The organism is Pseudomonas sp. BMS12 (assembly GCF_001592875.1).
Classification (GTDB): domain Bacteria; phylum Pseudomonadota; class Gammaproteobacteria; order Pseudomonadales; family Pseudomonadaceae; genus Aquipseudomonas.
The window spans coordinates 42,339-63,015 of record NZ_LSOF01000007.1 but is presented as its reverse complement, the minus strand read 5'-3'; the positions used below and the strand labels follow the sequence as shown (position 1 = coordinate 63,015).

Genomic DNA, 20,677 nt, shown 5'->3' with positions numbered 1-20,677 from the left:
CGAGCGCTGTGGTCTGGCGCTGGCTAGTCTCTACCTGCTCTGATGGTTGGATATCGAGAATGCGTGGATTGCGTGCCGTTGTACTCTGCGCTGCCCTGCTGCTGGGCCAGTCGGTGGCGGCCGAGCATCTGCGCCTGGTCGGCGACGCCTGGCCGCCCTTTACCGACACGGCCTTGAGCCGCTCGGGGCTGGCTGTGGATCTGGTCAGCAGCGCCCTGCGCCGGGCCGGGCACAGCACTGAGTATGTCCAGGTGCCCTGGGCGCGGGTGCTGCTCGGCCTGCAGCAGGGTGACTACGACATCATCGTGGCTGCCTGGTACAGCGACGAGCGCAGCCGCTATGGCCTCTACTCAAAACCCTACCTGAGCAATCGCGTGCGCTTTCTGCGCCGCAGCGGCTCGTCCATCGAGTTTCACGGGCTGGACAGCCTGCTGCCGCACAGCATCGCTGTGGTGCGTGGCTACAGCTATGCGCCCGAGTTCGACGCGGACTCGCGCCTGCACAAGGTGCCGGTGCTGGAGTTCGCCATGGGCGCACGGATGCTGGCGGCAGGGCGAGTGCAGCTGACCCTGGAGGACGAGCTGGTGGGGCAGTACTACCTCAACCACGACCTGCAGGGTATCCGTAACTCGATCGAGTTCGTCGGCCCGCCCCTGAGTGAAAACGGCCTGCATATCCTGATGCGGCGCAGCCATCCACTGCACAAGCAGATCATCGCCGACTTCGACCGGGAGATCGCCGCGATGCAGGCGGACGGTAGCTACCAGGGCATTTTCAAGTATCACGGCCTGTAGCGGTATTCAGGGTACACCCCCGCCCGCCGCGCTTGGCCTGATACAGGCGCATGTCGGCCTGGTGCAGCATGCTTTCCAGATCATCCGGAGAGCCGTGATAGACGCCTGCACTGAAGCTCAGCGCCGGCGCGCCGTTGGCGTACCTGAGGGTGGCGCAGTGGCGCCGCAGCTGGTCCAGTTCCACGGCCAGGGCGGTGCCCTCCAGGCGACTGACCATGGCGAACTCTTCGCCGCCCAGGCGCCCCAGCAGAGTGTCCGGAAAGGCCTGGCGCAGGGCGCGGGAAAACTGCACCAGGGCGGCATCGCCGCTGGCATGGCCATGTTCGTCGTTGATGGTCTTGAAGTGGTCGAGGTCGATCATCGCCACGCTAAGCTCGTGGCCGCCCTTCTGCGCCAGGCGCAGCAGCTCGACACCCTGCTCATAGAAGGCGCGGCGGTTGTACAGCGAGGTCAGTGAGTCAAACAACGCCGCCTGCTTCAGGGCGCGCAGCATGTCGCGGCGCTCCAGGCTGGACATTACCCGGCAGTTGAGTTCCTCGGGACAGAACGGCTTGCGCAGGAAGTCGTCGGCGCCATGCTTGATGAACATGGCGCTGAGCGAACCCTTGGCGTCGGCCGACAGGCCAAGAATGATCAGCTCGTTGCGTTTCATCTTTTGCCGCAGCAGCTTGACCAGCTCGAAACCGCTGATGCCGGGCATGCTGTGGTCGACCAGAAACAGATCGATATCCGGTTGCTCGCGCAGGATGCGCAGCGCCTCGTCACCGTCGCAGGCGTCGATGATCTGGTACAGGTGCGGAGTCAGCACGCGGCGGATGAAATGGCGCGTGGCGTCGGAGTCCTCGGCCACCAGGATCTTCACGTGGCTGTTGCTCTCCAGCCGGTGCAGCAGGCGAAAGGCATACTCGTAGGAGTGCTGGCTTTCCTTGAGCACATAGTCGACCACGCCCTTGAGCAGCAGCTCGTCGCGCCGATGTTCGTCGTAGGAGCCACTGAGCACGATGCACGGCAGGCTGTATTGCATGACCAGATCGACGATCTCGCCGTGTGGCGCATCCGGCAGGTTGAGGTCGACGATGGCGGCGAAGAACAGTGCCGAGGAGGTCTCCAGCAGCACCTGGGCCTCGCCCAGGCTGGCGCAGAACAGCGGTTGCAGATCCGGCTCCTGGCGGAACAGGTGTTCGAGGATCTTCAGCACCAGTGGACTGTCTTCCACCACCAGGATATTGCGCATCGCCGCATGCCTCCCTAGAGCATCCGTACCTTGACCGGGCGTCCCTTGATCTTGCCGCTGGCCAGACGCTGCAGGGCCTGCTTGGCGATGCTGCGATCCACGGCGACATAGGCCTGATAGTCGAAGATGGCGATCTTGCCGACCTTGTCGCCGGGAATGCCGGCATCGCCGGTCAGCGCGCCGAGAATGTCGCCGGGGCGCAGCTTGTCCTTGCGCCCGGCGCTCAGGCACAGGCTGTGCATCGGCGGCAGCAGTGCCTCGCCCTTGTCCTTCAGCTCGCCGAGCAGTTGCCAGGTCAGCGGGCTGCCTTGTTCGTCCTCGATGGCCTGGGCGCGATAGGCCTCGCTCGGCGCCACCAGGCTCAGCGCCAGACCCTTCTCGCCGGCGCGGCCGCTACGGCCGATGCGGTGGGTGTGGATCTGCGCATCGCGGGCCAGTTCGACGTTGATCACCAGCTCCAGGCCGGCGATGTCCAGGCCGCGGGCGGCCACGTCGGTGGCCACCAGTACGCTGAGGCTGCGGTTGGCGAACAGGGTCAGCACCTGGTCGCGGTCGCGCTGTTCCAGGTCACCGTGCAGCGCGGCGGCGGAAATCTTCTCGGCCTCCAGGCGCGCGGCCAGTTCGTCGCACTGCTGGCGGGTGGCGCAGAAGGCCACCACCGGCTGCTTGCGGAAGTGGCGCAGCAGGCGGATCACCGCTTCTTCGCGCTGTTGCGGGTCGATCTCGTAGAAGCGCTGCTCGATCTGCCCGTCGTCGTGCACCGCATCCACCTGCACCCGCTCCGGGTCGCGCAGGAAGCGTGCGGCCAGTTGTTCGATGCCGCTCGGGTAGGTGGCGGAGAACAGCAGCGTCTGGCGGCGTGGCGGGGTCTGTTCGATGACCTCGGCGATGCTGTCGAAGAAGCCCATGTCGAGCATGCGGTCGGCTTCGTCCAGCACCAGGGTGGACAGGCCGTCGAGCTTCAGCGTGCCTTTGCGCAGGTGTTCCTGAATGCGCCCCGGGGTGCCAACGATGACGTGGGCGCCGTGCTCCAGCGAGCCGATCTGCGGGCCCAGCGGGGTGCCGCCGCAGAGGGTCAGCACCTTGATGTTGTCAGCGGCGCGGGCCAGGCGGCGGATTTCCTTGGCCACCTGGTCGGCCAGCTCGCGGGTCGGGCACAGCACCAGCGCCTGGCAGCCGAAGAAGCGCGGGTTCAGCGGGTGCAGCAGGCCGACGCCGAAAGCCGCGGTCTTGCCGCTGCCGGTCTTGGCCTGGGCGATCAGGTCGCGGCCCTTGAGCATCAGCGGCAGGCTGGCGGCCTGGATCGGCGTCATCTCGGTGTAGCCGAGGGCGGCGAGGTTGTCGCGCATGGCGGCAGAGAGCGGCAGGGTGGCGAAGGAACTGGTCACGGGACGAACCTGGGGCGGAGTGGGCGGGCATTGTAGCAGGGCGGGTAAAAGGCCCGGCAGCGCCTAAGCTGGTTAGCACCATTAGTCGAGGAAGGCCATCGATGCGCCTGATCAAGGGAGTGCTGCTGTGCCTGTCATTACTGGCTGCGCAGGCCTGGGCCGACTGGTATCCGCTGGCGGTGCGCGCGGATGGCGAACTCGTCCAGTACCGCCCGATGGCACAGGCCAGCCGGCTCTGGCGTATCTGCGCGTTGCTGCCGCATGGCAAGGATCGCTACTGGTGGGGCGTGGCCTGGGGCCTGGATGGCGAGGCGCGGCGCCAGGGCGTACAGCTGGGTATCTATGAGGCTGGCGGCTATGAAAACGCCCGGCAGCAGGTAACCCAGCTGCAAAACTGCCGGGGCCAGCACGCCGACGCCTATGTGATCGCCTCGATCAACACCGATGAGCTATGCCCGGAGGTCGCGCGCCTGCTGGAGGACGGCAAGCCGGTGATCGACCTGGTCAATGGCCTGGAGTGCCCGGGGCTGACGGCTCACTCGCGGGTGGATTTCGCCGACATGGCTGGCGCGGCGCTGGCCTATATCGACCGACTGAAACCGGCGGCAGGCTATCGCCTGGGCTGGTTGCCGGGGCCGCAGGGGGCCGGTTGGGTCGCGGCGGCCGAGGCCGGCCTGCAGCGTGCCATGCAGGATCATGCCGTCGAGCTGGCGCATGGCGGTTACGGGCCGGTGGACCGCGCCAGTCAGGCGCAGCTGGTGCGCAACCTGCTGGCCGGCTCTGGGCGTGTCGACTTCATCCTGGGCAACGCCGAGGCGGCCGCCTTTGCCGCGCAGCTGGTGCTCCAGTCCGGGCGCCAGGCGGATACCCGGGTGTTGTCCCTGTATGCCACCGAGCGGGTTCTCGAACAGATTGCCGAAGGTCGCATCCTGGCGGCGCCGAGCGATTCGCCGGTGCTACAGGCGCGCATCGCCGTGGACCTGGCGGTGCGCGCCCTGGAAGGGCAGCCACACCCACGTGAGGTCGGCCCGCTGATCGAGGTGCTCGATCGTGCCAGCCTGCAGCACTTCGACCTCAGCCGCCTGATGCCGCCGGAAGGGCACTGGATGATTCGCCGCGACCTGCCGTCCCTCGGCAACGCGCAATAGCCGCAAGCCGGTATCTGCGCAGAAACGCACTGAGCGGGGCTCAGAACTGGCGCTTCAGCTCGTCGATCCGGCTGTCCTTGTCCTGCCACAGCTGGCTGACCCAGGTCTGCAGGTACTGGCGAAATTCCGCGTCGTTCTCGTAGTCGCCGGCCCACAGGCTCGGGTCCAGCTCGCGGGTGCGAATATCCATGATCACCCTGGGCACCTGGCCGCTGATCAGCGCCCAGAAACCCGGTGGGCGATTGCCGGGGTAGACCAGGGTCACGTCCAGCAGGGCATCCAGCTGCGGGCCGAGGGCTGCCAGGGTGAAGGCCACGCCGCCGGCCTTGGGCTTGAGCAGATGCTGGTAGGGCGAGCCCTGCTGGGCCTGCTTGGCAGGCGTGCAGCGGGTGCCTTCCAGGTAGTTGACCACGGTGACGTTGAGGTCCTTGAAGCGCTCGCAGGCGCGCTTGGTGATCTCCAGATCCTTGCCGGCCATCTGCGGGTTCTTCACCAGGTAGGCCTTGGAGTAGCGCTTCATGAAGGGGTAGTCGAGCGCCCAAAAGGCCAGGCCGAGGAAGGGCACCCAGATCAGTTCCTGCTTGAGGAAGAACTTGAAGTAGGGCGTCTTGCGGTTGAAGGCCTGCACCAGCGCCGGGATATCGACCCAGGACTGATGGTTGCTGACCACCAGGTAGGAGCGGTCGCGGCGCAGGCCTTCGCCACCGCGGATGTCCCACTGGGTCGGGGTGAAGATGGCGAAGATCAGCTTGTCGATTTCCGCCCAGGTTTCCGCCACCCACATCACTCCGCGCGAGAACAGCGCGCGCAGTCGCCGATTGGGCGCAGCCAGCTTGAGCAGGGCGATCAGCAGCAGCGGGCCGATCAGCAGCAGGGTGTTGAGCAGAAGTAGCAGGAGGACGCAGAGGGCGGTGAGCAGTCGGCGCATGACAGGGTCCATTTGTTCAGGCTGCGGCAATCATACCCATCGCGAGGTTTGTCGCGAATATCGGCACTGGCCTAGACTGGCTACTGATAGCACTATGCCCTCGACTGGCGAAGGGGGTCCTCGCCGGGCTGGTGCTCCTTTCGATTGGCCATCCGTCGTGCTCAAGCGTATTGCTGTAGCCGAGCTGTGCCTCGGCATGTATATCCACGAATTCTGTGGTTCATGGATGGATCACCCGTTCTGGAAGGGACGCTTCCTGCTCAAGACCGAGCAGGACCTGCAACGCATCCGCGACAGTGATGTCAGCGAGGTCTGGATCGATGTCGGCAAGGGCCTGGACGTCGCGCCGGGGCAGGCCAGTCAGACCGTCGAAGAGGTCGAGGCCGAGACCGAGGCACGTCTGCTGGCGGTGGCGGCTGCGGCACCGCTGCCGGTGCGCGTCAGCATGGAGGAAGAGGTGCAGCGCGCGGTACGCCTGTGTGCCCGCTCCAAGCAGGCCATCGTTGCCATGTTCAGCGATGCGCGCATGGGCCAGGCGGTCGAACTCGCGCATGCCGCCGAGCTGGTCGAGGAAATCTCCGACTCGGTCATGCGCCATCCCAATGCCCTGATCAGCCTGGCCCGGCTGAAGACCAGCGACGAATACACCTACATGCACTCGGTAGCGGTCTGCGCCCTGATGATCGCCCTGGCCCGCCATCTCGGCCTGGGCGAGGAGCAGGTGCATGAGGCAGGCATCGCCGGCCTGCTCCATGACATCGGTAAGATGGCGGTACCCGACACCATCCTGAACAAGCCGGGCAAGCTCACCGATGCCGAGTTCGGCACCATGCGCAGCCATCCCGAAGCGGGCATGCGCATGCTCATCGATTGTCGCCAGGTCAGCGCCCTGGTGATCGATGTGTGTCTGCATCACCACGAGAAGTTCGACGGCAGCGGCTACCCCAACCGCCTGGCCGGCGAGCAGATCAGCCTGTTCGCGCGCATGGGCGCGGTCTGTGACGTGTACGACGCCATCACCTCGGATCGGCCCTACAAGAAGGGCTGGGACCCGGCCGAATCGATTCGCAAGATGGCCGAGTGGAAGGGCCACTTCGATCCAGCGGTGTTCCAGGCCTTCGTCAAGTCGGTGGGCATCTATCCGGTCGGTGCGCTGGTGCGCCTGGAGAGCGGGCGCCTGGGCGTGGTGGTGGAGCAGCACAGCAAGTCGCTGCTCACGCCCAGGGTCAAGGTGTTCTTCTCGGCGCGCTCGAAGCTGCCGATCCCTCAGGAGGTGATCGACCTGGCCAAGCTGGCCGGGCGCGACAAGATAGTCGGTCGCGAATCCGCCGAGGAGTGGGGCTTCAAGAACATCGAGGAGCTCTGGTCCGGTCTGCCGCGCGATCAGGGTTCGCTGTTCGGCTGAGCGCCCGGCGATTGACGACGGTGGCGCCGCTGCGGCACCGTGCCGGCATCGCCACCAGCCCGCACGGAAGCCATGCCGCATATCCTGATAGTCGAAGACGAAGCCGCCATCGCCGATACCCTGGTCTATGCGCTGCAGGCCGAGGGATTCACCACCACCTGGCTGCAACTGGCCGAGGCTGCCCTGGAGTTGCAGCAGCGTAGTCCGGCCGACCTGTTGATTCTCGATGTCGGCCTGCCGGATATCAGCGGTTTCGAGGCCTGCCGGCGCCTGCGTCGTTTCTCCGAGGTGCCGGTGATCTTCCTCACCGCCCGCGATGCCGAGATCGACCGGGTAGTGGGGCTGGAGATCGGTGCCGACGATTACGTGATCAAACCGTTCAGCCCGCGCGAAGTGGCAGCGCGGGTGCGGGCCATCCTCAAGCGCCTGTTGCCGCGCACGGAAGCCGCCGCGACTGCCATGCAGAGTGGGCCGTTCCAGCTGGACGCCGAACGTGTGCGCATCGACTACCACGGCCAACCGCTGAGCCTGACTCGCCACGAATTTCGTCTGTTGCAGACCCTGCTCGGCCAGCCCGAGCGGGTGTTTTCCCGCGAGCAACTGCTCGATGCCCTGGGGGTAGCGGCCGAATCCGGCTACGAGCGCAATATCGACAGCCACATCAAGAGCCTGCGCGCCAAGCTGCGCCAGGTGGCGGCCGATACCGAGGCGATCCAGACCCACCGGGGGCTGGGCTACAGCCTGAGGCTGGTGTAATGCCGCTCGGCATCCGCATTTTCCTGGTGTACTTCCTGTTCGTCGGCCTGGCCGGCTGGTTCGTGCTGAGCACGGTGATGGACGAGATTCGTCCCGGTGTGCGCCAGAGCACCGAGGAAACCCTGGTGGACACGGCCAACCTGTTGGCCGAGATCCTCCGTGACGAGGTGAAAAACGGCAGCCTGGCCCAGGGCCGGCTGCCCGCGCTGCTCGAATCCTATGGGCGGCGCCAGCCGCAGGCACAGATCTGGGGCGTGCAGAAACAGACGGTGAACCACCGCATCTATGTCACCGATGCCAAGGGCATCGTCCTGCTCGACTCCAGCGGCCTGGCCGTGGGGCAGGACTATTCGCGCTGGAACGACGTACTGCTGACCCTGCGCGGCCAGTACGGTGCGCGTTCGACCCGCGAGGACCCGGCCGACGAGGACAGCTCGGTGATGTACGTGGCGGCACCGATCAAGGACGGCGACACGATCATCGGCGTGGTTTCGGTGGCCAAGCCGAACCAGTCGCTGCAGCCCTATATCGAACGCTCGCAGCGCCGCCTGGGCTGGCTCGGCGCCGGCCTGATCGGTCTCGGCCTGCTGATTGGCGGGGCGCTGTCCTGGTGGCTCAGCGGCTCGTTGCGCAAGCTCACCCGCTACGCCCAGGCGGTCAGCCGGGGCCAGCGTGCCGAACTGCCGGCCCTGCGCGGCGGTGAGTTGACCCAGTTGGCCGAAGCGGTGCAGAAGATGCGTACCGAGCTGGAAGGCAAGGCCTATGTCGAGCAGTACGTGCACACCCTGACCCACGAGCTGAAGAGCCCGCTGGCGGCCATTCGCGGCGCCGCCGAGCTGCTTCAGGAGGAGATGCCGAGCGAACAGCGCCAGCGTTTCGTGGCCAATATCGCCGGCGAGGGCGAGCGCCTGCAGCAACTGATCGAGCGCCTGCTCAACCTGGCGCTGGTGGAGCAGCGCCAGGGCCTGGAGGAACGGCTGGCGGTGAACCTGCGCGAGCTGGCCGAGGAACTGTTGCGCGGCCAGGATGCGCGCCTCCAGGCGGCGGGCCTGCGCGTGGAGTTGGCAATTGCCAGCAACCTGCGAGTGCTCGGTGAGCGCTTCCTGTTGCGCCAGGCACTGGCCAATCTGCTGGAAAACGCCCTCGACTTCACCCCGCCTGGTGGCCTGCTGCGCCTGGTGGCCGAGGTGGAGGGTACGAGCCTGCTGCTGCGCCTGTTCAACCAAGGGCCGAGCATTCCCGACTATGCCCTGCCACGTCTGACCGAGCGCTTCTACTCGCTGCCGCGCCCCGCCAGTGGGCGCAAGAGCACCGGACTGGGCCTCAATTTCGTGCAGGAAGTGGCCACGCTGCATGGCGGCGAGTTGCGTGTCGGCAATGTCGAGGGTGGCGTCGAGGTTTGCCTGCGCCTGCCGCTGGCCTGAGAACCTGCCCAAAGTCTGCGCGCGAGTCTGGCCTGCAGGTTGCAACACATTGTTTCGCGTCAACCGCAGGTCGGTGCGCTCTGCTAAAACTGTGGGTGTCCAAACCGGGAGTCAGAACAACAATGAAGACAGTTGCCGAACTGCTGCGCAGCAAGACCAACGCCTATATCCACAGCGTGGCGCCGGACGCCTCGGTGCTCGATGTGGTCAAACAGCTGGCCGAGAAGCGCGTCGGCGCACTGGTGGTGATGGCCGGCGGTCGGATGGTGGGCATCGTCAGCGAGCGCGACTACGTGCGCAAACTGGCCGAGATGGAGCGCGCGGCCTTCGATGCCAAGGTCAGCGACATCATGACCGCCGAAGTGATCACCGTCGGCCCGCGCGACAGCGTGCAGCACTGCCTGCAGCTGATGACCGACCGTCGCCTGCGCCACCTGCCGGTACTGGCCGAGGGCGAACTGATCGGCCTGTTGTCGATCGGTGACCTGGTCAAGCAAACCATCGACGATCAGGCCAGCCTGATCCAGCAGCTGGAACAGTACATTCGCGGCGAGGTGGGCTAGCCGCACGGACCGTCCGCAGGCTGGGGCCGAGGTGTCACGCACCTGAGCCCAGCCGGGTGCCGTCCGGGCTCGCCGGGCGCTATCCCGCCGTTCCGCCGCGCGCATCCACACAAACTCCACACAGTCCCCATATTTCCCTCACGGCGCCGCCACCGGCGCTGGCGAGACTCTCCCCACGGTGCAACCAAGGAGAGTCCCGATGAACCGCAATCTGCTGATCAAACTCGGCGCCATTGCCGTGCTGATCGTTCTGCTGATGATCCCCATCATCATGATCGACGGCATGGTCGAGGAGCGTCAGTCGCTGCGCGACACTGTGCTGGAAGATATCGCCCGCAGTTCCAGCTACAGCCAGAAGATCACCGGCCCTCTGCTGGTGGTGCCCTATCGCAAGACCGAACGTGAGTGGAAAACCCATCCCAAGACGGGTGAGCGCTATCTGGAGGAGAGCGAGCGCTACGGACGCTTGTACGTCCTGCCCGAACGTTTCGTCCTGGACGGCCAGGTCAGTACCGAGCTGCGTGCGCGGGGCATCTACCAGGCCCGCCTGTTCCAGGGCGCCAACCACATCAGCGGGCATTTCCAGATTCCGGCGCATTACGGCATCAGCGAAGATCTGGCCGATTACCGTTTTGACACGCCCTTCGTCAGCGTGGGTATCAGCGACGTACGCGGCATCAAGAATGCACCCGAGCTGGTGCTCGGCGAGCAACGCCTGGCGTTCCAGCCGGGCAGTTCCGAAAGCCTACTCGGGGCGGGCGTACATGCGCCGATTCCGCAGCTCGATACGCAGCAGGCGCAGCGTCTGGACTACGCCTTCGACCTGCAGTTGCAGGGCACCGGGCGCCTCGATATCACCCCGGTGGGGCGCGACAGTCGCATCAGCCTGAGCGCCGACTGGCCGCACCCGAGCTTCGTCGGCGAGTACCTGCCCAGTGAGCGTGAGATCACCAGCGGCGGCTTCACCGCCCTGTGGCAGACCAGTTTCTTCGCCACCAACCTGGAAGAAGCTCTGGGCGAATGCGCTTTCGGCGGTGAGTGCCGGAACTTCGAGAGCCGTCACTTCGGCGTCAGCTTCGTCGACCCGGTGGACCAGTACCTGAAGAGCGACCGGGCGTTGAAGTATGCGCTGCTGTTCGTCGTCCTCACCTTTGCCGGCTTCTTCCTGTTCGAGGTGCTCAAGCGCCTGGCCGTGCACCCGGTGCAGTACGGCCTGGTCGGGCTGTCCCTGGCGATGTTCTACCTGTTGCTGCTGTCGCTGGCCGAGCACATGGACTTCGCCCGTGCCTATGCCCTGGCGGCCGGCGCCTGCGTGTTGCTGATCGGTTTCTATGTCAGCCACGTGTTGCGCAGCTGGTTGCGTGGCGCCGGCTTCACCGTCGCCCTGGCCGGCCTCTACGCCATGCTCTACGCCCTGCTCAGCGCCGAGGACTATGCCCTGCTGATGGGCTCGCTGCTGGTGTTCGGCCTGCTCGCGGCGGTGATGGTGCTGACCCGCAAGCTGGACTGGTACGGCCTGGCCAAGCCGGCTGCCTGACATTGATCGGGCGTGGCCAGGCCGCGCCCTGCGAGGAGATCGCCATGTTTCGTCTACTGATGCAGTTTTCCGCCTGTTTCGCCCTCGGCCTGGTGGTGGCCGGAATGATCCTGGTCGGCCTGATGTTCTTCGACCAGTTCGACCTGATTCGCGGTATCAACCTCAGCGGCCGGCCGCTGGCCGGTGTGGCGCTGACGCTGTTGCCTGGCAGCTTCTGGGATGGCCTGACCGGCATCCCGCAGGCTGCCGAGAATTCCAGCGTGCAGTCCTTCCTGCAGCTGTGCGCGGCCTTCGGCCAGTTGGCCCTGCTCATGGCCGCCGGCTTCTTCCGCCTGTGGTACTGGCGATGAGCGGGCATGTGGGGTTGCGCGAGGAGGCGCGCCTGGGGCATCTGCTGGCGCGGCGCATTGCGCGCTTGTTCGTGCCGAGTGGCAAGCCCGCGAACGCGCTGCGCCGGGAACAGCCGCCATGTCGCTGAAACCACGTGCGGCCTGGTACTTCACCACGGGGCTGATAGCCGGCAGCACGCTGGTCTACCTGTTCGCCGTGCTGCTGGGCCTGCTGCTGCCGTCCTGGCCCTTCAATGCCTTCTTCACGCCGCTGGCGGCATTGAGCCTGATGCTGCAGGCGCCTTACCTGCGGCGTCCGCTCGGAGCGAATGGACAGTACTGGCGCCTGGGTACGTCTTTGGGAGCCGCTGCGCTGGCTGCGGTCTGGTTGTTCTACTGCTTTGGCTGGCCGATATGACGCAAATGACGACTGTGCTGCGGGTGATCGGCCGGCTGCTCTATCGCGGGTTCATGCTCTGCCTGTGGCTGCTCCTACTGCTCTATGTGGTCTATAAGCTGGTCGAGCGCAGCCAAACCATCGCGGCGCTGCCGGCGCAGTTGGAGGTGGAGGGTGTGCTGCTGGTCGGCAGCGGCTGTGGTGTAGCGGTATTGCGCATGTCACCGGCCCTGCGCGTGCGCCTGCAGCGTGAGGGTTTGGCGACGCTGCAAGCGGCGCGGCAGGCGCGTGGTCATCCGGGCAGCGACTACTACCGCTACGGGCCCTGGCAGGCGACGCCGATCGGGCAGCTGGAGGCCGATAGCAGCAGCCCCATCATGCCCGGGCTGCAATGTACCGATATCGATGCCGAGCTGACCTCGCGCATCATCCGGGCCAGCCAGGAAGAGGGCGGCTACTACAGCGACAATGATGGAGGAACCCTGCTGCTGTTGCCGCGCGAGGGGATGATCGTCTACGGCTACTTCGGCTGAGTGGCCTGCATCGACGGCCGCTGGCTGACATCGGCATACCAGCCCGCCAGGCCCGCATAGCGCGCACGCCAGCCCAGCTTGGGCTGGCGCAGGTCGAGGTAGCCGAGGGAGCAGGCCAGGCCGATGGCGGCAACGTCGAAGTGGCTGGCCAGTTCGGCCAGGCAGTCGCGCTCGAAGTAGGCCAGGGCGCGCTCGATCTTGTCCTGCTGGGCCTGTTGCCACTCGTCCCAGCGTTTTTCCTCGGGGCGCAGGAAGGTCTCGTAGCGCAGCAGCACGGCGGCATCGAGGATGGCGTCGGCCAGCGAGGCCATGGTCAGGCGCCGCCAGCGTGCGTGCCCGCTCGGCGGGATCAGCGCTTCGCCGACATGCTGCTGGTCGAGGTAGTCGAAGATCACCCGGCTGTCGTGCAGCACGCTGCCGTCGGCCAGGCGCAGGGCGGGAATCTTGCCGGCAGGGTTGTCGGCCGTCACTTCGGCATGCGGCGCGGTCGGGCTCAGCTGCACCTCGCGCAAGGCCACCCGCTCGACCTGGCCGGTCTCGTGCAGCAGTACGCTGATCTTGCGCACGAAGGGAGAGGAGGGTGAGTGGTAGAGGGTCATGCTGCTCATGGTGGGTCTCCTTGGCTGAGGTCTTCAGGCTCGCAGCAGACGGCGGCCAATGCAAATGGCGCGATGCGCATTCGACCTTGGTCTTAGCCGGCCCTCTCCTGTTCTCTCTCGTGTCGAGGTCGATGGCTCTAGCACGCTGTTTTTGAGGTGGCAGGCCCGAGTCAGCAGAAAGTGTGTTCGACCAAAGTTGCAGTGGCGACTGGACAGCAGGCTGCTAGGGTCAAATAGCCCCAATTACAAAAACAATTACCCGGAGGTCCCATGTCTTTGTCCAAGCAAGAGGCGGCTGCCGCCTACTGGAAAGAAAACCTCAGGCTGATGATCACGCTATTGGTGATCTGGTTCGCCGTGTCTTACGGCGCCGGTATTCTTTTCGTGCATCAGCTCAACGCCATCAGCTTCTTCGGCTTCCCGCTCGGCTTCTGGTTTGCCCAGCAGGGTTCCATCTACGCCTTCGTGGTCATGATCTTCTTCTACGTGTGGAAGATGAATCAGCTCGACCGCAAGTACGACGTCCACGAAGACTGAGGCCGAGCATATGGATACCCAAACCCTGATCTATCTGTTCGTCGGCGCGACCTTTGCGCTGTACATCGGCATCGCTCTGTGGACCCGTGCGGGCTCCACCAGTGAATACTACGTGGCCAGCAAGGGCGTGCACCCTGTGCTCAACGGCATGGCTACCGGCGCCGACTGGATGAGCGCCGCGTCCTTCATCTCCATGGCCGGCATCATTGCCTTCGCCGGCTACGACGGTTCGGTCTACCTGATGGGTTGGACCGGCGGTTACGTGCTCCTGGCCATGTGCCTGGCGCCCTACCTGCGCAAGTTCGGCAAGTTCACCGTGCCCGAGTTCATCGGCGAGCGTTACTACTCGCAGACGGCGCGGGTGGTGGCGGTGATCTGCGTGATCTTCATCTCCTTCACCTACGTGGCCGGGCAGATGCGCGGCGTCGGCATCGTCTTCTCCCGCTACCTGGAAGTGGACATCAACACCGGCGTGATGATCGGCATGGCCATCGTGTTCTTCTACTCCGTACTCGGCGGCATGAAGGGCATCACCTACACCCAGGTGGCGCAGTACTGCGTGATGATCTTCGCCTACATGGTCCCGGCGATCTTCATCTCCATGCTGATCACCGGTAACCCGATTCCGCAGCTGGGCTTCGGCAGCGAAGCCAGCGGTAGTGGCCAGAGTGTGCTCGACCGCCTCAACGGCCTGGGTGCCGAGCTGGGCTTCACGCCCTACACCGATGGCAGCAAGTCGACCCTCGACGTGTTCTTCATCACCATGGCGCTGATGGTCGGTACCGCCGGTCTGCCGCACGTGATCGTGCGCTTCTTCACCACCCCGACCGTGAAGGATGCGCGCAAGTCCGCCGGCTATGCCCTGCTGTTCATCGCCATCCTCTACACCACCGCACCGGCCGTGGCCGCCTTCGCTCGCACCAACCTGCTGACCTCGATCCCCAACGTCAGCTACGAGCAGGCGCCTGGCTGGTTCAAGACCTGGGAAAACGCCGGTCTGATCGGCTGGCTGGACAAGAACAAGGATGGCGTCATCCAGTACGGCCCGGGTGCCCCGTTCGCCGGTGCGCCGACCTTTGCTGCCGAGAAGGGTGCTCATGGCGAGCGCCTGGTGACCAACGCACCGACCGACGCGGCCACCGAGCTGTACGTGGACCGCGACATCATGGTGCTGGCCAACCCGGAAATCGCCGACCTGCCGGGTTGGGTGATCGCCCTGATCGCCGCCGGTGGCCTGGCCGCCGCGCTGTCGACCGCTGCCGGTCTGCTGCTGGTGATCTCCACCTCGATCTCCCATGACCTGCTCAAGAGCAACATCAATCCGAAGATCAGCGAGAAGGGCGAACTGCTCGCCGCGCGTATCGCCGCCGGTGTGGCAGTGGTGATCGCCGGTCTGTTCGGCATCTACCCGCCGGCCTTCGTGGCACAGGTGGTGGCGTTCGCCTTCGGTCTGGCGGCGGCCTCGTTCTTCCCGGCCATCGTCATGGGGATTTTCTCCAAGAAGATGAACAAGGAAGGTGCGATTGCCGGCATGGTCGTGGGCCTGGCCTTCACCTTCAGCTACATCGTCTACTTCAAGTTCATCAACCCGACTGCCACCGCCGCTGACTGGTGGTTCGGTATCTCGCCGGAAGGCATCGGTACCCTGGGCATGATCTTCAACTTCGTGGTAGCCGTTGTCGTGGCCAAGGTCACCTCCGCTCCGCCAGAGAATATCCAGCATCTGGTCGAAGACATCCGCATCCCGCGTGGTGCTGGTGCCGCCATCGATCACTAAGGTGGACAAGGCATAAAACGACGCCCCGGCTTGCCGGGGCGTTGTCGTTTCAGCGCGTCATCTTCTTCACGAATACCACCACGAACAGGGCCATGGTGAAGCTGCCGGCGAAGGCCTCGAAGGCGGCGATGGGGCGCGCATAGCCGTGCGGGGTGATGTCGCCGTAGCCCAGGGTGGTGAAGGTCACCACGCTGTAGTAGAGGCAGTCGAGCAGGTCATCGAGGTTGGCCAGCCAGCCGCGCTCCAGGGCCAGACCCAGCGGCAGGTCGCCATGGCGCACGCCGACCAGGAAGAACAGCAGGCCACAAAGCAGGATCAGGCCGAGGGAAAACAGCACCACGTTGAGCGGCTTCTCGCCGTAACCGCTGAACAGATCGACCAGCCAGGACAGCAGGCGCTGGCCGGACAGGCGAGGCATCTGCAGGCGGCGCATGACCATTTCGCGATGGAAGAACTCGCCGGCCTGCTCGAACAGCCCGGCCTTCTCCAGGCGCAGCCGCAGGTTGCGATAGGTTTCCTCCGCTTCGGCGTAGAACTGCCGGGCGCTGGCCTGGTCACCCTCGCGTTGCTTCTGCCGTGCCTTGCGCTCCTGAATCAGCTGGCGGTCCCAGATCACGTTGTCCAGCCGCGCGCCGTCTAGGCGTGCGCCCAGCAGATTGCAGTCGCGCAGGTCGGCGCAGTGCAGGTTGGCGCCGCGCAGGTCGGCCTTCATCAGCGAGCTGCCGCGCAGGTCGAGCGCAAACAGGTGGGCGTTCTGCAGGTCGGCGCGGTACAGGTCGGCGTCGCGCAGTTCATAACCTGCGCGGCTGCCATGGTGGACCAGGTCGATGCCGGCCAGATTGGCGTGCTTGAGGCGAAAGCCGCACATGGGCTCGCCGCTGCGGGCGCGGGCCTGCAGTGCTGCGACGAGCCCCTCGGCAGGGCGCCGGTCGAGTTCGGCGTCGAGCCAGAACGCTTCGTCCAAGCCGGCGGCGCTCATCGGCAAGGCTCGTCGGTCAGCCTTGTACCTGACGTGCCACCCACGCGGCATAAGCGTCGATGAACTTCTGCAGGAAGCCCTTGATGCCGTCGTCCAGCTTGCCGCTGTCGTCGAAGAACTTGCCGGCGCCGCCTAGGTAGGCCTCCGGCTGCTGCAGCATATGAACGTCGAGAAACACCATGCACTGGCGCAGGTGGTGGTTGGCGCCGAAGCCGCCGATGGCGCCCGGCGAGGCGCTGAGCACCGCCCCCGGCTTGCCGCTGAACACGCTTTGCCCGTAAGGCCGTGAGCCGACGTCGATGGCGTTCTTCATCGGTGCGGGAATCGAGCGGTTGTACTCCGGGGTGACGAACAGCAGTGCCTGGGCGGCTTTGACCTGCTCGCGAAACGTCGTATACGCGGCCGGCGCAGGACTGACGTCGATGTCCTCGTTGTACAGCGGCAGTTCACCGATCTCGACGATCTCCAGTTGCAGTGAGGGCGGTGCCAGTTCGGCCAGGGCCTGGGCGAGCTTGCGGTTGATCGAGGCCTTGCGCAGGCTGCCGACGATCACGGCGACCTTGTAGGGCTGGCTCATGGGAATCTCCTGGGCTGAGGGAAGTCGAGAGAGAACTATAGACCGCGCACGTCGACTGCTTGCTTGACCTGTCTAGCGATTGGGCAGAAATTGACCAGGTGCCGGCGCAATGCCGGTCGCCCCAATAATGGTCATCTGCGCCATGCAGACTGGCTCGACAAGAACAGATCCAACGCTTTCCTGACTGCTGACACCCCCGGCGACGTACGCCGCTGCATCACTGTTGAGGAATTGGTCATGGATATGTTCGACCCGCGTTACCAGCTCGAAGCCGAAGATCAGGCAGGCGGCCGCCTGCGTTCGCTGCTGAGCCACGAGGAAATCCAGCACACCCTGCATGCCCTGGAGCACCTGGCCTGGCGCCTGCGGCGTCACGCGCCCGTACGGCGCAGGCGCCGTGAGCCGCTCGTGGCCGAGTCCCGGCGGCAGCGTTAGCCGGCAAAGGCCGCCAGCAGGTCCTCTTCCAGCGCCAGTTGCGCTTCGCTGGGCTGGCGGGCGCGGTGGCGCGCCAGGTGGAAGGCGACGTCGAAGCCCAGCTGCGGCGGCAGTAGCGCGCGCAGTTGCCCGCGTGCTTCCCAGGGCGCGGCGATATGCTCGGGCAGATAGCCGATATGCGCGCCGGAGAGGATGAAAGCCAGGCTGCCCTCCACCTGTTCGCTGCGGGCGCTGCTGAGCCCGGCCTGCCAGGGTTCGTCGGCGCTGATGAACCGGTAGGGGTGGAGCACGCCGTCGCAGCCGGCGAGTTCGTGCGGGTCGACGGCGCCCCCTATGAACAGCGGATGCCCCTGGCCGCAGTAGAGCTGCTGCCGTTCGTTGAAAAGCAGGTGGTAATCCAGCGCGGTCTGGTTGCCGGAGAAGTAGCCGATCGCCAGCTGCAGCTGGCCCTGCAACAGGCGGCGCTCCAGTTCGCCGGGCATGGCGCTGAGCAGTTCGATCTGCACGTCCTGGTTGCGCCGGCGGAAGCGCTCGATGGCGGCGGCCACCCGTTGCAGCACCTCGTCGGCCAGGGCTTCGGAGAGGCCGATGTGCAGCTCGCCGAGCAGCTTGTCGGCCATGCCCTGCGCCTCGCCCTTGAACACTTCGATGGCGGCGAACAGCTTGCGCGTGGCGGCGAGCACCTGTTCGCCCTTGGGTGTCAGGCGAAAGCCGGCCTTGCCACGCTCGCACAGGCGAAAACCCAGGCGCGTTTCCAGCTTGGCCATCTGCGTACTGATGGTCGACTGGCCGATGCCCAGCTCGCCCTGGGCGGCGCTGAACCCGCCGTTCTCCACCACGCTGACGAACAGGCGCAGCAGTTGCAGGTCGAGGTCACGTAGTTGGCTGAGCATGGCGGCACCAAACATTGATAGATATCGATGCTGGAGTAGATCACTTCGTATTTATCCGAAGCAATGGCCGGCGCAGGATGGCTCCACGCCAAAGCCTCCCGAAGAGAGGCGGGGCCAACCGACGCTGCCGAGGAATATTCCATGCGCCTTGCCATCAGTTTGCTTGCACTCGCTTTCGCTCTTCCGCTGCATGCCGAGGAGAAGACCCTCAACCTCTACAACTGGGCCGATTACGTGCCGGTCGAGGCGCTCAAGCGCTTCCAGAGCGAAACCGGCATCCAGGTCAAATACGACACCTTCGACAGCGCCGAGGTACTGGAGAGCAAGCTGCTCACCGGCGGCAGCGGTTACGACGTGGTCTTCCCTGCCTCCAGCGGCCTGGCCCGCGCCATCGCCGCCAAGGCCCTGCAGCCGGTCGGCGTGTTGAGCAACAGCGGCAACCTCGACCCGGAGCTGTTGACCAAGTTGGCCGGCATCGACCCCGGCAACCAGTACGGTGTGGCCTACACCTGGGGCACTGTGGGCCTGGGCATCAACAAACAGGCAGTAGAGAAACGCCTGCCTGGCGTGGCGCTGGACAGCCTCGACCTGCTGTTCAAGCCGGAATACGCCAGCAAGCTCAAGGACTGCGGCATCGCCGTGCTCGATTCGCCGCAGGAAGTGCTGGCGGTGGCCCTCAACTACCTGGGTAAGCCGCCCTACAGCACGGCCAAGGCCGACCTGACCGCCGTGCAGGCGCTGCTGGCGCAGCTACAACCGAACTTGCGCTATGTCGGCCAGGCCCGGCAGATCGACGACCTGGCCAAGGGCGAAATCTGCCTGGCGCTGAGTTACACCGGCGATGTCGGCATGGCCGCCGCGCGCGCCGCCGAGGCCGAACAACCCTTCGAGGTGGTCTACCGCATCCCGCGTGAGGGCACGCTGATCTGGTTCGACACCATGGCCATTCCGGTGGACGCGCCGCACCCCGAGGCCGCTCGGGCCTTCATCGACTACATGCTCAAGCCCGAGGCCATCTCCGAACTGACCAACACCCTGTACTTCGCCAATGCCAACCAGGCCGCCGCGCCGCTGCTCGACGCGGCGGTCAGCGGCGACCCGGACATCTACCCGCCGCAGGCCATGCGCGCCAAGTTGTTCGCCGAGCAGCAGCTACCGCTCAAGGACATGCGCCAGCGCACCCGCCTGTGGACCGCCTTCCGCACCCAGTACTGATAGCCGTATGACCGCTCCGGCCAAGAGCGGTCCGTTCCAGTGAGTAAGTGACCATGGACCAAGCCTTCGACAACGACCAGGCCATCACCCGCGACAGCCTGTATGGCACCGCCGCCGAGCCGACCTACGCCGGCATCACCAGCTTCATGCGTCGCCGCTATACCCGCGACCTGCGCGGCGTGGACCTGGTGGTCAGCGGCGTGCCGTTCGACACCGCCACCACCAACCGCCCCGGCAGCCGCTTCGGCCCGCGCGCCATCCGCGCCGCGTCGATCCAGTCGGCCTGGGCCCGCCACTACCCTTGGGAGTTCGACCCCTTCGATGTGCTGGCCTGCGTCGACTACGGCGACTGCTATTTCGACCACGGCACGCCGCAGGACACCCCGTCGGCCATCGAGGCGCATGCCGACAAGATCCTCGATGCCGGCTGCGCCATGCTCACCCTGGGCGGCGACCACTTCATCAGCTACCCGTTGCTCAAGGCCCACGCGAAGAAGCACGGCGCGCTGTCGCTGATCCACTTCGACGCGCACAGCGACACCTGGCCGGACGAGGAGGGCGCGCGCATCGACCACGGCACCATGTTCTACCACGCCGCCAAGGAGGGGCTGGTCGACCCGGCGCGTTCGGTGCAGGTCGGCCTGCGCACCACCAACGACGACGTGATGGGCTTCCAGGTGCTGGATGCACGGCAGGTCAACCGCAGCACGCCGGAGCAGATTGCCGAGCTGATTCGCGCCCGCGTCGGCGACAACCCGGTGTACCTGACTTTCGACATCGACTGCCTCGACCCGGCCTTCGCCCCCGGCACCGGCACCCCGGTGTGTGGCGGCCTCTCCAGCCACCAGGCCCTCGAGATCCTGCGCGGCCTACGCGGTATCAACCTGGTCGGCATGGACGTGGTGGAAGTGGCGCCGCCCTACGACAGCGCCGAGATCACCGCCCTGGCTGGGGCGACCCTGGCCATGGAGATGATCTGCCTGTACGCCGCGCGACATAAGCTCTAACCCCGCTTGCCGCGCTCTTGTAGGGGGGCTTGCCCGCGACCGCTTTCGGCACCGCGCCGCCCCGGTCGCGGACAAGTCCCCCTCCTACGTGCCCTCACGGCATGGCTGGTCGCGCGTGCACCTGTGGGAGCGGCTTCAGCCGCGATCAGGCCCGTGGCTGCGAGCTGTGTTTTCGCGGCTGAAACCGCGCCCACAGCGTGAGTCAGGTCCCTTCGCACCGCG

General features: G+C 65.7%; 22 protein-coding genes. 15 read left to right on the top strand and 7 right to left on the bottom strand.

What is annotated here, in order from left to right; translation table 11 throughout:
* The first annotated feature begins 59 nt into the window (after positions 1-59).
* Positions 60-794 carry a substrate-binding periplasmic protein gene (locus tag AYB31_RS07720; RefSeq protein WP_068827392.1) on the top strand — a complete coding sequence of 245 codons (735 nt, stop codon included), beginning with the start codon at positions 60-62 and terminating at the stop codon, positions 792-794.
* Here the strand turns inward: AYB31_RS07720 and AYB31_RS07715 are convergent.
* Together AYB31_RS07715 and dbpA are read right to left on the bottom strand one after the other, a co-directional pair.
* The gene (locus AYB31_RS07715) at positions 775-2,028 is read right to left on the bottom strand and encodes a diguanylate cyclase (RefSeq protein WP_068827391.1); all 1,254 of its coding nucleotides are present in this window, start codon (positions 2,026-2,028) and stop codon (positions 775-777) included. The genes AYB31_RS07720 and AYB31_RS07715 overlap by 20 nt on opposite strands.
* Before the next feature lie 14 nt (positions 2,029-2,042).
* Complete coding sequence (gene dbpA, locus AYB31_RS07710; protein ID WP_082805242.1) at positions 2,043-3,416, bottom strand: ATP-dependent RNA helicase DbpA; 1,374 nt, start codon at positions 3,414-3,416, stop codon at positions 2,043-2,045.
* Between the two features lie 101 nt (positions 3,417-3,517).
* Here dbpA and torT point away from each other — a divergent pair, with 101 nt between their 5' ends.
* A complete protein-coding gene (torT, locus tag AYB31_RS07705; RefSeq protein ID WP_068827389.1) occupies positions 3,518-4,564 on the top strand; it encodes a TMAO reductase system periplasmic protein TorT in 1,047 nt (348 codons plus the stop codon).
* A 40-nt stretch (positions 4,565-4,604) separates the two neighbouring features.
* On the opposite strand, the gene AYB31_RS07700 is transcribed toward torT, so the two are convergent.
* Complete coding sequence (locus AYB31_RS07700; RefSeq protein WP_068827388.1) at positions 4,605-5,492, bottom strand: acyltransferase; 888 nt, start codon at positions 5,490-5,492, stop codon at positions 4,605-4,607.
* A 157-nt stretch (positions 5,493-5,649) separates the two neighbouring features.
* Between AYB31_RS07700 and AYB31_RS07695 the strand changes: the two genes are divergently transcribed.
* From AYB31_RS07695 to AYB31_RS07660, 8 genes are all read left to right on the top strand, one after another.
* The gene (locus AYB31_RS07695) at positions 5,650-6,897 is read left to right on the top strand and encodes an HD-GYP domain-containing protein (RefSeq protein WP_068827386.1); all 1,248 of its coding nucleotides are present in this window, start codon (positions 5,650-5,652) and stop codon (positions 6,895-6,897) included.
* 72 nt (positions 6,898-6,969) lie between these two features.
* Positions 6,970-7,653 carry a two-component system response regulator CreB gene (creB, locus tag AYB31_RS07690; RefSeq protein ID WP_068827384.1) on the top strand — a complete coding sequence of 228 codons (684 nt, stop codon included), beginning with the start codon at positions 6,970-6,972 and terminating at the stop codon, positions 7,651-7,653.
* Positions 7,653-9,077, top strand: a complete 1,425-nt coding sequence (creC, locus tag AYB31_RS07685) for a two-component system sensor histidine kinase CreC (RefSeq protein ID WP_068827382.1) — start codon at positions 7,653-7,655, stop codon at positions 9,075-9,077. Before creB ends, creC begins: the two co-directional genes overlap by 1 nt.
* 122 nt (positions 9,078-9,199) lie before the next feature.
* Complete coding sequence (locus AYB31_RS07680) at positions 9,200-9,640, top strand: CBS domain-containing protein (protein ID WP_068827380.1); 441 nt, start codon at positions 9,200-9,202, stop codon at positions 9,638-9,640.
* A 199-nt stretch (positions 9,641-9,839) separates the two neighbouring features.
* Entirely contained in the window at positions 9,840-11,177 is a 1,338-nt protein-coding gene (gene creD, locus AYB31_RS07675; RefSeq protein ID WP_068827378.1) for a cell envelope integrity protein CreD, read from the top strand.
* A gap of 44 nt (positions 11,178-11,221) precedes the next feature.
* A complete protein-coding gene (locus AYB31_RS07670) occupies positions 11,222-11,527 on the top strand; it encodes a hypothetical protein (protein ID WP_068827668.1) in 306 nt (101 codons plus the stop codon).
* Positions 11,528-11,645: 118 nt separating this feature from the next.
* A complete protein-coding gene (locus tag AYB31_RS07665) occupies positions 11,646-11,924 on the top strand; it encodes a hypothetical protein (RefSeq protein WP_068827376.1) in 279 nt (92 codons plus the stop codon).
* A gap of 5 nt (positions 11,925-11,929) precedes the next feature.
* Positions 11,930-12,436 (top strand): hypothetical protein, encoded by a 507-nt coding sequence (locus AYB31_RS07660; RefSeq protein ID WP_153020666.1) that lies wholly within the window; start codon positions 11,930-11,932, stop codon positions 12,434-12,436.
* Here the strand turns inward: AYB31_RS07660 and AYB31_RS07655 are convergent.
* Positions 12,424-13,044 (bottom strand): glutathione S-transferase family protein, encoded by a 621-nt coding sequence (locus AYB31_RS07655; RefSeq protein WP_068827372.1) that lies wholly within the window; start codon positions 13,042-13,044, stop codon positions 12,424-12,426. The genes AYB31_RS07660 and AYB31_RS07655 overlap by 13 nt on opposite strands.
* Before the next feature lie 261 nt (positions 13,045-13,305).
* Here AYB31_RS07655 and AYB31_RS07650 point away from each other — a divergent pair, with 261 nt between their 5' ends.
* Both AYB31_RS07650 and AYB31_RS07645 read left to right on the top strand, forming a co-directional pair.
* On the top strand, positions 13,306-13,572 hold the full coding sequence (locus AYB31_RS07650) for a DUF4212 domain-containing protein (protein ID WP_068827370.1): 267 nt from the start codon (positions 13,306-13,308) through the stop codon (positions 13,570-13,572).
* A 10-nt stretch (positions 13,573-13,582) separates the two neighbouring features.
* Positions 13,583-15,349, top strand: coding sequence for a sodium:solute symporter family protein (locus AYB31_RS07645; protein ID WP_068827366.1), 1,767 nt, complete (start codon positions 13,583-13,585; stop codon positions 15,347-15,349).
* A 49-nt stretch (positions 15,350-15,398) separates the two neighbouring features.
* Here the strand turns inward: AYB31_RS07645 and AYB31_RS07640 are convergent, their stop codons facing one another.
* Together AYB31_RS07640 and AYB31_RS07635 are read right to left on the bottom strand one after the other, a co-directional pair.
* The gene (locus AYB31_RS07640; protein WP_068827365.1) at positions 15,399-16,328 is read right to left on the bottom strand and encodes an ion channel; all 930 of its coding nucleotides are present in this window, start codon (positions 16,326-16,328) and stop codon (positions 15,399-15,401) included.
* A gap of 16 nt (positions 16,329-16,344) precedes the next feature.
* On the bottom strand, positions 16,345-16,905 hold the full coding sequence (locus tag AYB31_RS07635; RefSeq protein ID WP_068827364.1) for an NADPH-dependent FMN reductase: 561 nt from the start codon (positions 16,903-16,905) through the stop codon (positions 16,345-16,347).
* Positions 16,906-17,142: 237 nt separating this feature from the next.
* On the opposite strand from AYB31_RS07635, the gene AYB31_RS07630 reads away from it, so the two are divergent.
* Positions 17,143-17,340 (top strand): hypothetical protein, encoded by a 198-nt coding sequence (locus AYB31_RS07630; RefSeq protein WP_068827363.1) that lies wholly within the window; start codon positions 17,143-17,145, stop codon positions 17,338-17,340.
* Here AYB31_RS07630 and AYB31_RS07625 read toward each other — a convergent pair.
* Positions 17,337-18,233, bottom strand: a complete 897-nt coding sequence (locus tag AYB31_RS07625) for a LysR family transcriptional regulator (RefSeq protein ID WP_068827667.1) — start codon at positions 18,231-18,233, stop codon at positions 17,337-17,339. The two genes, AYB31_RS07630 and AYB31_RS07625, sit on opposite strands and share 4 nt — an antisense overlap.
* 141 nt (positions 18,234-18,374) lie before the next feature.
* Between AYB31_RS07625 and AYB31_RS07620 the strand changes: the two genes are divergently transcribed.
* A complete protein-coding gene (locus AYB31_RS07620; protein ID WP_068827362.1) occupies positions 18,375-19,448 on the top strand; it encodes an extracellular solute-binding protein in 1,074 nt (357 codons plus the stop codon).
* 53 nt (positions 19,449-19,501) lie between these two features.
* A complete protein-coding gene (speB, locus tag AYB31_RS07615) occupies positions 19,502-20,455 on the top strand; it encodes an agmatinase (protein ID WP_068827360.1) in 954 nt (317 codons plus the stop codon).
* Positions 20,456-20,677 lie beyond the last annotated feature (222 nt).

Coding starts and splice junctions, on each gene's coding strand:
- AYB31_RS07720 (WP_068827392.1), top strand. CDS start 60: ATGCGTGGATTGCGTGCCGTTGTACTCTGCGCTGCCCTGCTGCTGGGC.
- AYB31_RS07650 (WP_068827370.1), top strand. CDS start 13,306: ATGTCTTTGTCCAAGCAAGAGGCGGCTGCCGCCTACTGGAAAGAAAAC.
- AYB31_RS07670 (WP_068827668.1), top strand. CDS start 11,222: ATGTTTCGTCTACTGATGCAGTTTTCCGCCTGTTTCGCCCTCGGCCTG.
- AYB31_RS07630 (WP_068827363.1), top strand. CDS start 17,143: ATGGATATGTTCGACCCGCGTTACCAGCTCGAAGCCGAAGATCAGGCA.
- AYB31_RS07660 (WP_153020666.1), top strand. CDS start 11,930: ATGACGACTGTGCTGCGGGTGATCGGCCGGCTGCTCTATCGCGGGTTC.
- AYB31_RS07665 (WP_068827376.1), top strand. CDS start 11,646: ATGTCGCTGAAACCACGTGCGGCCTGGTACTTCACCACGGGGCTGATA.
- AYB31_RS07625 (WP_068827667.1), bottom strand. CDS start 18,233: ATGCTCAGCCAACTACGTGACCTCGACCTGCAACTGCTGCGCCTGTTC.
- AYB31_RS07620 (WP_068827362.1), top strand. CDS start 18,375: ATGCGCCTTGCCATCAGTTTGCTTGCACTCGCTTTCGCTCTTCCGCTG.
- AYB31_RS07700 (WP_068827388.1), bottom strand. CDS start 5,492: ATGCGCCGACTGCTCACCGCCCTCTGCGTCCTCCTGCTACTTCTGCTC.
- AYB31_RS07640 (WP_068827365.1), bottom strand. CDS start 16,328: ATGAGCGCCGCCGGCTTGGACGAAGCGTTCTGGCTCGACGCCGAACTC.
- torT (WP_068827389.1), top strand. CDS start 3,518: ATGCGCCTGATCAAGGGAGTGCTGCTGTGCCTGTCATTACTGGCTGCG.
- creD (WP_068827378.1), top strand. CDS start 9,840: ATGAACCGCAATCTGCTGATCAAACTCGGCGCCATTGCCGTGCTGATC.
- AYB31_RS07645 (WP_068827366.1), top strand. CDS start 13,583: ATGGATACCCAAACCCTGATCTATCTGTTCGTCGGCGCGACCTTTGCG.
- AYB31_RS07715 (WP_068827391.1), bottom strand. CDS start 2,028: ATGCGCAATATCCTGGTGGTGGAAGACAGTCCACTGGTGCTGAAGATC.
- AYB31_RS07680 (WP_068827380.1), top strand. CDS start 9,200: ATGAAGACAGTTGCCGAACTGCTGCGCAGCAAGACCAACGCCTATATC.
- AYB31_RS07655 (WP_068827372.1), bottom strand. CDS start 13,044: ATGAGCAGCATGACCCTCTACCACTCACCCTCCTCTCCCTTCGTGCGC.
- creB (WP_068827384.1), top strand. CDS start 6,970: ATGCCGCATATCCTGATAGTCGAAGACGAAGCCGCCATCGCCGATACC.
- speB (WP_068827360.1), top strand. CDS start 19,502: ATGGACCAAGCCTTCGACAACGACCAGGCCATCACCCGCGACAGCCTG.
- AYB31_RS07635 (WP_068827364.1), bottom strand. CDS start 16,905: ATGAGCCAGCCCTACAAGGTCGCCGTGATCGTCGGCAGCCTGCGCAAG.
- creC (WP_068827382.1), top strand. CDS start 7,653: ATGCCGCTCGGCATCCGCATTTTCCTGGTGTACTTCCTGTTCGTCGGC.